Origin of the sequence: Nafulsella turpanensis ZLM-10 (assembly GCF_000346615.1) — a bacterium.
Lineage (GTDB): Bacteria > Bacteroidota > Bacteroidia > Cytophagales > Cyclobacteriaceae > Nafulsella > Nafulsella turpanensis.
The window spans coordinates 33,402-45,376 of sequence record NZ_ANNU01000021.1 but is presented as its reverse complement, the minus strand read 5'-3'; the positions used below and the strand labels follow the sequence as shown (position 1 = coordinate 45,376).

Sequence of the window (11,975 nt, the reverse complement as noted above, 5' to 3'; positions counted from 1 at the left end):
CCGCATTATTTTGTTGTGGTGTTGTTGTTGCTGTGGTTGATGATCTTATTCGTGGAGGCTGAAAGCTCCGCCCATGTTGTGCTGAGCTGATCCAGAAAGGTAGTGCCTTCGGGAGTGATGGTATAATATTTTCTTGGAGGGCCTGAATTTGATTCCACCCATTTATACTCTACCAGGCCTGCTTTTTTCAGACGGGTAAGCAGCGGGTAAAGCGTTCCTTCCACTACCATTATTCTGGCAGAGGTGAGCTCTTCCAGCATATCGGATGCATACACTTCGCCCCGCGAAATAATATGAAGAATGCAATACTCCAGGATTCCCTTTCGCATTTGCACCTGTGTGTTTTCGAGCTTCATAAGCGTATAATTTTAATAACTTATAATACAAATATATAAAAAGGTACTGTGCGTTGCAAGGTACTGTATGCTGCTTATAACTGGTTATTACTTAGTAGTGTGTTTTCGAGCTTTGAGCGGTGCCAGAAAATGATGAGTGGATGGTGGTCTGGGAGGTAAAAAGATGGAATTTCTTACCTCCTTTTGCTATTGTAGCTGATTAAATTGCAGAAAACCAGTGAATTGGCTATGTTTGTTGGGTTATACTATTTCCATGAATTATAAAAAAATAGTTATCCTGCTGTGGCTGGGGTTATTGTGGGTGAGCAAGGCTTCTGCCCAGACCATTGCCCCTAAGTACAGCAACGAATTTTTAGCGATTGGAGTAGGCGCCAGGGCGCTGGGGATGGGCAATGCACAGGTAGCGCTGGTAAATGATGCCACGGCCGGTTACTGGAATCCGGCTGGCCTGCTGTCGATCTATAATGATTACAGCCTGTCGCTGATGCATGCCGAGTATTTTGCCGGCATTGCCCAGTACGATTATGCCGGCTTCTCAACCCGAATTGATTCTTCCAGTGTAATAGGGTTGTCGCTGATCCGCTTCGGGGTCGACGATATTCCCGATACCCGCTTCCTGTTCGATGCCAATGGAATGCTCAATTACGATAATATCCGTTTCTTTTCCGCTGCCGACTATGCCTTCCTTTTTTCGTATGCACGGGAATCGTCTTTAATGGAAGGGCTTAGCTTAGGAGCAAATGCAAAAGTGGTGCACAGGAGTGTAGGCAGGTTTGCCAATGCATGGGGCTTCGGGCTCGATGCCGGGGCGCAGTACCACCTTGGCCGCTGGTCATTTGGTCTCATGCTGCGCGATATTACCACCACCTTTAATGCCTGGACTTATAATTCCGAACTGTTAAAGGATGTGTACAGCCAGACCGGCAACGAAATTCCGGAAAGCTCTCTGGAAGTTACTCTTCCACGGGCAGTAATTGGCTTTGCCAGGAAGTTTTACTTTTCGGAGCATTTTAGTGGCCTTCTGGCAATGGATCTGGTTACCACTTTCGACGGTAAACGAAATGTGCTGATCAGAACAGATGTAGCCTCTACTGAGCCCCAACTGGGAATGGAACTTGCTTACCAGGATCTTGTTTACCTACGTGCCGGCATAGGTCACTTTCAGCAGCTGAAAGACTTCGACGGTAGTAAATACACCACTTTTCGCCCTAATGGGGGAATAGGGGTTCGACTGCACAAGGTAATAATTGATTATGCACTGACGGATATCGCAGACCAGTCTTCGGCTCCCTATTCTCATGTGTTCTCCCTAAAGGTTAACCTGGATAAAAAAGATGAGTAAGTTTATGCGTCCGCTCTTTCTGTATTTTTGCCTTGGGCTCTTTTTATTGCCTTTAGCTGTGGAGGCACAGCTGCACGGTAATGAGTGGATAAACTACAACCAGCAGTACGTAAAAATACCGGTTGGGCAGGAAGGGATTTACAGGATCAGTTACCAGGACTTGCAGGCCGCCGGTTTTCCGGTTTCATCAGTGAACCCGCGTAACCTTCAGCTTTTCCATCGTGGTAAAGAGCAGGCTATTTTTGTGGAGGGAGAGGGTAACTTTATTTTTGATCCTGCAGACTATATTCTTTTTTACGGACAAAAAAATGATGGAGCACAGGATGCAGAACTTTACTTTGCTGCCGATGCGCAGCCTCATACTCATTATAATTTGTACTCCGATTCTACTGCTTATTTCCTGACTTTTAACTTAACAAATCAGGCCGGTAAGCGAATGGGTTTTTTCTCGGAGAATAATACCTACGGCTTATCCCCGGAACCTTTTCATTTCGAAGAAAGACTGCTCCTGTATACGAATGACTATTCGGCCGGCCTGGTGCATCCTTATGCCGGGGAATTCAAAACCTACCTTACCTATGGCGACTATGGCGAAGGCTTTACGGGTCCGGTTATAAGTAACGGGCAAACGCAGGATATAACTTTTAGTAATCTGAGCGGAATAGTAAGTGCAGGCCCGGCACCGGAACTGGAGCTGTTACTGCAGGGCCGCAATAACCTGGATCGTACGATAGACGTACTGGCCGGGGCAACAGCTTCCTCTTTACAAGGCCTTCATCAGGCGAGTTTTAACGGGGGGCGTCATTACCGGCTAAAGGAAAAGCTTAACTGGAACATGCTTTCGGGCGGCCAGTCGGTCGTAAGAGTAGCGACCGATGCCGGAGAAAGAGTTTCAGTATCATTTGCCAGGCTCCGTTATGCCCAGGTGTGGGATATGCAGGGAGCATATGAAAAGATATTTCGACTTCCGGCTGGCACAGGCAACAGGCGGTATATTGAGGTAAAAAATGTTCCGAGTGGTGTTAAGGCATTTGATGTCAGCTCGCCAGAAAACATTATCCAGATAGGTTTAAAAAGGCTCGATGCCAGTACTGTGGCAGCCATTATTCCTCCTGGCGCTACGGAAAGAGAAATACTTTTTTCGGGTGTGGAAGTAAAACCGGCTGCAGTCCGTAAGGTTTCATTCAGGAAAATTGAGGCTGCCCGGCACAATTATTTAATTGTTACACATGCCAGCCTGCGGAAGGGTGCGGGTGGTTATCCTGACCCGGTAAAAGCCTATGCAGCCTACCGGGCTTCGGCCGAAGGAGGAGGATTCGATACTTTACTGGTCAATATGGATCAGCTGTATAACCAGTTTTCTTATGGCGAAATCAGCCCTGTGGCTATTCGCAGATTAGTTACTTATATGGCTGATGGTGGGGAGCCGGCTTATCTCTTTCTGATTGGAAAGGCGCTGGACGTATACTATAACTACCATCGAAGTACAAACTGGACCAGCCCTCACCACGACCTGGTACCTACCTTCGGTTATCCTGGCGGAGATATTCCGTTTACTGCCCAGCTAAAAGGTTTAGGCTATATGCCAGCTTTTCCTGTAGGCCGCATTGGTGCTCATAACCCTCAGGAGGTAGCCAATTACCTGAATAAGGTAAAAGAAATGGAAGCTAGTCCACTAACTGATACCAGGCGTAAAAATATTGTACACCTCAGCGGTGGTGCCAGTGAAAGTCAGGCAGCGCAATTTAGGCGGTATTTAAAAGAGTTCGAGAATATAGCAGAGGGGCCTTACCTGGGCGGGCATGTGGAAACAGTTTCTAAAAACGCCGATGTGGTAGTGCAGGAAATAGATATCACCAGGCAGGTAAATCAGGGAGTGGGGCTGGTGACGTTTTTCGGTCATTCAGGGCCTTACCTGTCGGATATGGAAATAGGTTATGTATCGGATGATCGTTCCGGTTATCGGAATAAAGGGAAATATCCCTGCATTCTGGTAAACGGTTGCGATGCAGGCGACATTTTTTCAACCTCACAATATCCTACTTTTGGGGAGGACTGGACTTTAACCGCCGGACGAGGAGCGCATAGCTTTATAGCCCATAGCGGAATAGGGTATACTGATATGCTGAGGAGGTATACAGAAAACTTTTATCAGACTGCTTATGCCGATACCAATTACATTGCAGCCTCGGTTGGGAAAATCCAGGCAGAGGCCATCCGGAGGTTCCTTTCCGAAGGGCAGTTAACCCCCGTTGCGATTTCACAGGCTCAACAAATGGTATTGCAGGGCGATCCGGCTGTTCGTCTTTTCGGAGTAGAGAAAGCAGATTATGAAATAGATAATAACCGGCTCTATGTCCATTCTTACTCCGGGGAACAGGTAAAGCTTTCTGCCGATTCCTTTGCTGTTGCCATTATTGCTCAAAATTTTGGACGGGTATACCTCGACTCCATGGAAGTGCGTTTAACAATTCAGGAGAAGGGAAGCAATAACACTTTAGTCAGTAGTAAAAAGTTTAAAGCCCCTTTTTACCGGGATACGCTCTTTTATTCTATTCAATCTGAATCGCTGGGTAAACCCGGGATGTACCAGTTTTCAGTACAGCTGAACCCCGAATCTGAAATTCCCGAGATCAATTATACTAATAATCAGGCCTCATTGGAGGTTTTGCTCAATTTTGGAGGAACGATTAACCTGTTGCCCCACCAATATGCTATTGTAGGCAAGCCTGAGGCCCGGCTGTTTTTCCAGGGTACGGATTTATTCGGTAAAGGAAATCAATACCTGCTGGAGATGGATACGAGCGGGACCTTCAATAGTAGCTCCCTGCAAAAGTACAGTCTGCAGGGTGATGTTTTAATAAACTTTAAAGCTGGTCTTTCTGAGGTTTCAGGAGGAAGTACAGATTCTGTTACCTACTTCTGGCGAACAAAACTGGCACAGGGCGATACTTCGTGGGTGCGCTCTTCCTTCAGTTATATAAAAGAAGGTGAAGAGGGCTGGACCCAGCGGCACAGCAGGCAGTTTAGCCACAATGATCTGAAAAATATTAGTGTGGCAGAAAACCGAAAGTGGACGTTTAATAATATCCGCCGCCATGTAGAGGTAATTACTGTCGGTGCCCAGGCGCCGGCAGAAGCTGTTGAGGAGGTAGAATTAAAGATAGATGAGGTAGGGTATATTTTGGGTACGCTACGGGGTAGCTGCCGTTCTAATTCAATTAATGCAGTGCATTTCAATAAAAACCTGGAGCCCCTGATTGCCCTGCATGGGGGAGTATTCAATGATGAGAGCTGTGGAAGGGCCCCGGAAATAGTTAATAATTTTATTGAAAAGGATATTGTCTATGGCAATAACGATGGGTATAATCTGGAGAAATACCTGGCAGATGTTCCGGAAGGGCATTATGTGCTGCTCTTTTCAATGGGGAGTGTTAATTATACACTATGGCCCTCTTCGGTAAAGGACCAATTACTGAGCCTGGGTGCTACACCGGAAGAGGTGGCTGCTTTGGCCGATGGGGAGCCTTTTATTATGCTCGGACGTAAAGGAATGGCGGCAGGAAGTGCGGTGGAGGTATACGCCCAAAAAGGAACAGATAGTCCACCTGCAGCAGAGCAAACAATTCGGCTGGACCATATAATGGAAGGAAAGGCCCAGCAGGCAACAATTACTACGGACTTAATTGGACCGGCGGCTGACTGGCGGGAGCTGGCCTGTCTGCTGGCATCGGAGGTAAATGATCGCTTTAGCTTGCAGGTAATAGGAGTAAATGCGCAAATGCAGGAACAACCGCTGTTTGTGGTAAATGAAAATCAGTCTTCGCTTCCTCTGTCGATCGATGCCAGGCAGTATCCTTACCTGAAGTTGAAATTAGATGTTGAAGATGGAGTGGAATTTACTCCTCCGCAGTTAAAATACTGGCAGGTACTATTCTCTCCCCTGCCGGAAGGGGTTCTTTTGCCAGCTGACAGCCTTCCGCTCCATGCTGAACTGGAGGAAGGGCAGGAGTATCATCCGGCTTTCCGCTTTATAAATATTTCAGACCGAACCTTTGCCGATACTTCCCTGCAGGTAAACTATCGGCTCTCCAATAATGACCAGCAGAAAAATAAAGAAGCTGAAATGCAGGTTACGGCTCCCGGCCCTTCCGATACTACTTATTTTAGTATGCCTATAGGCACCGACTCCTGGTATGGGCTGAATGATTTTACCGTGCAGGTGAATCCGCAGATTGTCCCCGAAATGTACTATAATAATAACCGGGTGGGTGTGAGTGGTATGTTGAGTGTACGAAAGGACACCCTGCAGCCAATTATTGATGTGGCCTTTGATGGTTTGTACATCACCAATGGTGCTATTGTAAGTCCTACGCCCCTGGTGAGTATAATTCTGCGCGACGAAAATAAGTTTAAACTAAAGCAGGATACAACTGGTGTTTATATTTATCTGAAAAAAGAGTGCGAAGGGTGTGCGTTTGAAAGAGTGGACCTGGCCGCTTCAAAAGTTCGCTGGCAGCCTGCCACGGAAAATGAAAGCTTCCGCATTGAATTTGAGCCGGAAGCGCTGAGCGATGGGATGTATACCCTTCAGATACAGGCGGAGGATGCCAGTGGAAACCGTGCCGGAAAGGAACCATACAGTATTAATTTTGAGGTAATTACAGAGTCAACAATAACGCGGTTTTATCCCTATCCTAATCCTTTTTCAACTGCCACACGCTTTGTTTTTACCCTCACCGGCAGCGAGGTACCGGATGATATAAAAATTCAGATTATGACGGTAGATGGAAGGGTAGTGCGGGAAGTACTGATGGAGGAGCTTGGGCCTATCAGGATTGGGCATAATATAACCGATTTTGCCTGGGATGGCCGCGACGAGTGGGGCGATCAGCTGGCCAACGGTGTCTATCTGTATAAAGTATTTATACGTCATAGCGGTGATAATTTCGAAAGCAGGGCAACTAAGGGCGATAAAGCCTTTAAGCAGGACTTTGGAAAGTTATACCTGCTTCGCTAAAAGCTTCAAATACTTTTAAATGACCCGCACCTGCGGGTTTTTTTATGTCTTTATTTTTCTCTCCCTCAGCTAAAACCTCAGGAATAAAGGAAAAGGACCATCAATTCTGTAGCAAAAGGTGCTGAGCAACCCTTTAAATTATTAGTGGGGAGTGGAGAACGGATTTTAAGAATGTTTCGTTTTTGGCAGGTTAAAGCATAACAATGGTTAAACTCCATGTATTGACATAGTAACAATTCATATGTTAAATAAAATAATTTTTTTATTTAAAATTTAAATTACGTATGTTAGTTCCATGAAAGAAGAGGTGATAATTTAATCGTTTTCTTCCTGCTCAGGACCCATTTTATATTCAGACGGTTAAATATAAAAGTACTATTTTCCCTTTATGGGGCACAGGAAAACACTTTTGTCTATACCAAGCCCCCGTTGGCTGTTTTGCCAGCTGGCGCCTTACAGTAGGCGAGCTGTCTGGTGTGCCATGTAAGTGATGGTTAAAAAAGAAGGATTATATAATTACATCGTTCGGTAATTGCTGAAACAGGCCCTTTTATGACCTGCGTGCTAAAGTTCAGAAAAGAATAACAAATAACTAACCCAACTAAACTACCTTGAAAATGAAAAAGATTGCTAAACTCTTAGTGCCCGCACTTATTGCTGTTGTGCTTTTTGGTGCATGCGAAGACCAGATGGATGAACTGACTGTTCAGGAGGTCTTAACTGAGATGCCTCCTAAAAGTAAAATTAAGTTACCTCCCGGATATGTAGAGGATTCTACAAATGAAGAGTCCGATTCCGGCGAATAGTTTTTGCAACAGCAGGGCACAGGGTAAATATGTGTGTATGAAAACAGCCCTGACATTACAGCCTACCTATATTATAAAGGATTTTAAGTATTCCTTTGCCTACTTATTAAAAGACAAGCGAAAGCTCCTGCTGGCTTTCCTTGTCTTTATTTTTATTCCGCTGTTAAACATCAGCTGGAAGTTTATAGACCCTTCCATTTCGGCACCTTATTATGATTCCCTCCAGATTTTCGTCTGGACGCTTGGCGAGAGTGTTTGCATGGTACTTACCTCCACGGCCTGGTACCTATCCGCTGCCCGTAAAGATTATGCCACCAAGCTGCTGGCCTTGGGGTCGGTGTATTACTGGATTTTTATCCTCTTAAATAAAATACCTTTCGAGGATATAACCTCCTTAGTTGAAGAACTTACCATTTTCGTCTCCATCATAACTGCTTTTACTCTGCTGATCCGTTATATAAAGAATAACTACATTAACCGGAATGTAAATTACAAGGAAGAGTATGACGGAATGGTTTACGATTACCACCACCTGTGCAGGGGCTTTACTAAAACAGTGGAAGGCCTAAACAACCTGAAAGAAAAAGGATATATTACGGAAGAAGAATATAGCAGCCGCCTCGTTTCTGTAACTGAGCGCTTTGATGACTTTGCCATGAAAATCCATAACCGCTATCAGGAGTTGGTTTAGGACTGCTTTCCACAATACGTTTCTTCTTGCTTTCCTTAAGGTAAACTGCTTCAATAGGCGGCGCTTCTGCTTTCAGCTTGAGTTGAGACTGACAGGGGAAAGTTTTTTTGCAGTAGCTCTGCTGGATTTTTAGCTTTTCTTATCCATTTCTATGTTTAGCTGCTAAGGCAGTCCCCTGTAACGAACATTTCAATCGGACTGGGGTTAGATAGGTTAGCTGGTAATTTTCCTGTATTACAAGCGAATGATAAATAACCTCAAATAACGGCCAGGTGAAAAAAATTGCCATGTTATTAGGTGAAAGCTTTCCGAAATTTCTTTTTTACTAAGTCTGCTATCTCTGGGTTTAAAAGGGGCGGAAAGGCAATAATCCGGCTTGTTTTTAAGTTATGTTAAGAATAAATTAAAATTCCTCAAATCCTCTTGCATGAACAGAAAAAACTGTAGTGCCTGTTTAATAATTCTTTTTGGCTGGTTTGCCCTTGCGGGTTGTGGAACCAGCGAAGACGGGCAGATTGAAACAGTGGTTGACTGCCCGTCCGCACCGGATGTACAGGTAGCCGAGAAAGTCGATACCCTCAACATTATCATCGAAACCAGTGGTAGTATGGCAGGCTTTATGCCGAGCCGCAGTGGTGAGCAAACGAATTTTCAAATGCAAATCGATGAACTCCTTGCCAATGCAGAGGCCCTGGAAGGCAATGATATCCGTACGTTACGCTACTACTCGGCCCGCGATAAAATTTATAAAGAAGTGTACAGCCGCTTTGTGCAAATGCTACGCAGAGGACTTAAAAATGCAGGCTCCAGTACTCCTATTCCTGGCCTGCTGAGAGATATTGCCGAATCTTTTACGGGTGAGGACCAGGTAAGCCTGTTCATTTCTGACTTTATTTATGCGCCCCCCAATAGCCGCGATCGCGATTTTATTGCCAATGATATCCGAAGGGCCCTTAATCAGGTAGAGAACGAAAACTTCGTTGTATCGGTATTCGCCCTCAAGTCTGACTTTGCAGGTACTTTTTACCCGGCAGCCAGCGAGAACCCCGGAGGAAGAGTACGGCCCATAACGCCCTGCTGCGAAACAGAAGTGCCTTACTACATCTGGGTAATGGGTCCGGAAGAGAAAGTAAGAATGGTGAACCAGGAGATTATACGGAATAGTTTTGCTGAACAGCTTCACCTGGGCTTTGCAGAAATAAATACTCCTTATGGTATTATTCCAGGTTCCGGAAGAGAAGGAGGCTGGTATCCTGCAGACCGCGAGGGTAAGATCATTCAGCTGGATAATCCGCAGGAAATAAAAGAAGAAGGAGTGACATATACCATTGGTCTGATGCTGGATGGGCTGCCCGGGCAGGTAAGGAGTACCGAATACCTGGAAGAACACCTGAAGCTACAGGTAGAGAATGGCGAAGGCCGGGTAAAAGAGGTATATGACCGCGCATCATTTTTAACCCAGGCAACGATTAATAATAAAGACCGAAAGCTGATCGACTGTTACTCGCATTACGTAACAGTGGTGGTGGATAAGGTTTACGACAGGAACAGCGACATTAACCTTCAGCTGCAACTCGAAAACTCCCTTCCACCCTGGGTGGGAGAGTACACCACAGAAAATGATAGCCGAATAGAGGAAGAGGGGCCTAAAACCTACTCACTTAATGCTATCATTGATGGAGCCGGGCGTGCAGTAAGAGAGCAGGAGGGTACTTTTTTTAATGTTTCAACCACTATTGATTTAAGTCGATAAGTTATGAAGGATATATTCAGATTCCTGTATGAACTGATTATTGGACGGCCACAGCCACCCATGGAAACCCCTTTGTACCGGAACGATATATTTCCGGATGTAGGAGGAATTACGCTTCTGCTCATTACCATGGGAATGGTAATTCTTTATTACTACCTCCTGAATCATTTTATGCGGACCGCCGTTTTTAGCCATTGGTATCACTGGCTGGCAATATTGCTGATTAACGCGGCCATCGCTTTTGGTTATGCTGTTTACTATTGCCGAATTAATGAAGCAACGCCCGATTCCTACATATACTGGTTTGCAGCGGCTAATGCTCTTTACAGTGCCATTTTCTTTTTATTGTTCTCGATGGCGGTAAAATGGAAGTCGAATAATGCCGCTCATACACCTTTTTAAAAATGATAGAATGGTGAATCCAGAATTAAAATTTAAGAATTAGAAATGAAGGGGTCAGGGCTGGATAAGTGTGCGGGGCAGGTAAAAGGCTGCCACTCTTTACCCATGATTCAAGACTAACTACTCAAGACTATTCTATGGCTAAATTATTTGTTTTTGGAATTGGAGGAACCGGGGCAAGAGTTTTACGCTCTTTTGCCATGCTCATGGCCGCTGGCGTTGATGTTAACTGCGATAAGGTGGTGCCTATCCTCATCGACCCCGATACCCAGAATGCCGACTTAAACCGGACTGTGGAAGCGCTGAAGAGCTATCGCCGCCTGCATACCGCGGCAGGCGATAAAAGCGGCTTCTTTAAAAAGGATATCAGTAAACTGGCCGATATAGAGGAAAGCGGCGAAGGAAAAATTAAAGACACCTTTACCTTTGACTTCGGGGGCATTAATCAAAGTTTTAAGGAGTTCATTCATTTTAATGAAATGGACCCCGACACCCAAAGCCTGATGCAGCTACTGTATACGCAGGATAACCTGCAAAGCCCGCTTACCATCGGCTTTAAAGGCAGTCCCAATGTAGGAAGTGTGGTACTTAATAAACTGCTCGATTCTCCTGAAATCCGGTATTTTGCCGATAACTTTCGAAAAGGCGACCGCATTTTTATTATCAGCTCCATTTTTGGAGGAACGGGCGCTGCCGGGTTTCCGCTGCTGCTCAAGAACCTTAAAAACCCGGATTCCGGCCTGCAGAATGCCGGTGATATTTCCTCTGCCATTATCGGGGCCATTACGGTACAACCTTATTTCGGGCTGCAGTCAGATAATGAAAGCGCTATAGATTCCAATACCTTTGTTACCAAAACCCGCGATGCCCTGGCGTATTACAAAAATAACCTGCAGGGCCTCGATACCCTCTACTATATTGCAGATAACCCTGATACGCCATACGAGAACCGCCCCGGCGGTGCCAGTCAAAAAAACAATGCCCACCTTGTGGAGCTGTTGTCGGCACTGGCCATTATCGATTTTATGGAATATCCTGAGGCAGATTTTGCCGGCCCAACCCTCTACCATGAATATGGGCTAAAAGAAGATGCGCGGGAAATTACCTTTGACCACCTTTACGAAGAAACAAAACAGCGCATAGGTAAACAGCTGGTACAGTTTAAGTACTTCGCCAAGTATTATAAAGATTTTATTCATCAGGATAAAGGAAAGAACTACTATAAGGCGCTGGGGCTGGACAATGCCTTTGCCAACGACAACTTCCATAAAGAACTTCGCCAGTTCCTTGAAAATAAGCAGTGGGGCTTTTATGCATGGCTGCACGAGCTGTCGCGCAACAGCCGGAGGTTTATGCCTTTCGATTTGAATACCAGTAACCTGAACCTGCTCGTAAAAGACAAAGCGGTGAGCCATAGCTGGCTGAAGAAAGGAATTACGCACGATGGTTTTGTAGTAAGGCTGAATAAGGAAGAAAAAAGCCTTTCGGCCGAAGCAGACCAGCGGCGGAAATTCCTGCAAATGTTCTACAAGGTTACCGACGACTACTTTAACGAAAAAGTACCGGCCCTTTGAGTATTAAAGGGGTTTTGTATACGATGGCAGT

The 11,975-nt window shown here is 45.4% G+C and carries 8 protein-coding genes; 7 read left to right on the top strand and 1 reads right to left on the bottom strand.

Going from position 1 to position 11,975, the window contains the following annotated elements:
- Window positions 1-5: 5 nt before the first annotated feature.
- On the bottom strand, window positions 6-356 hold the full coding sequence (locus F752_RS0109945) for a PadR family transcriptional regulator (RefSeq protein ID WP_017731583.1): 351 nt from the start codon (window positions 354-356) through the stop codon (window positions 6-8).
- A gap of 253 nt (window positions 357-609) precedes the next feature.
- Between F752_RS0109945 and F752_RS0109940 the strand changes: the two genes are divergently transcribed.
- The 7 genes from F752_RS0109940 to F752_RS0109910 all read left to right on the top strand — a co-directional run bounded on the left by F752_RS0109940 (window position 610) and on the right by F752_RS0109910 (window position 11,944).
- Window positions 610-1,698 carry a putative type IX sorting system protein PorV2 gene (locus F752_RS0109940; protein ID WP_040664515.1) on the top strand — a complete coding sequence of 363 codons (1,089 nt, stop codon included), beginning with the start codon at window positions 610-612 and terminating at the stop codon, window positions 1,696-1,698.
- Window positions 1,691-6,718, top strand: a complete 5,028-nt coding sequence (gene porU2 / locus F752_RS0109935) for a putative type IX secretion system sortase PorU2 (RefSeq protein WP_017731581.1) — start codon at window positions 1,691-1,693, stop codon at window positions 6,716-6,718. Before F752_RS0109940 ends, porU2 begins: the two co-directional genes overlap by 8 nt.
- 617 nt (window positions 6,719-7,335) lie before the next feature.
- A complete protein-coding gene (locus F752_RS0109930) occupies window positions 7,336-7,524 on the top strand; it encodes a hypothetical protein (RefSeq protein WP_026135646.1) in 189 nt (62 codons plus the stop codon).
- A 37-nt stretch (window positions 7,525-7,561) separates the two neighbouring features.
- On the top strand, window positions 7,562-8,215 hold the full coding sequence (locus F752_RS0109925) for a hypothetical protein (RefSeq protein ID WP_017731579.1): 654 nt from the start codon (window positions 7,562-7,564) through the stop codon (window positions 8,213-8,215).
- A 427-nt stretch (window positions 8,216-8,642) separates the two neighbouring features.
- Entirely contained in the window at window positions 8,643-9,968 is a 1,326-nt protein-coding gene (locus F752_RS0109920; protein WP_017731578.1) for a hypothetical protein, read from the top strand.
- A 3-nt stretch (window positions 9,969-9,971) separates the two neighbouring features.
- Window positions 9,972-10,370, top strand: coding sequence for a hypothetical protein (locus F752_RS0109915; RefSeq protein ID WP_017731577.1), 399 nt, complete (start codon window positions 9,972-9,974; stop codon window positions 10,368-10,370).
- A 137-nt stretch (window positions 10,371-10,507) separates the two neighbouring features.
- Window positions 10,508-11,944, top strand: coding sequence for a hypothetical protein (locus tag F752_RS0109910; RefSeq protein WP_017731576.1), 1,437 nt, complete (start codon window positions 10,508-10,510; stop codon window positions 11,942-11,944).
- Window positions 11,945-11,975 lie beyond the last annotated feature (31 nt).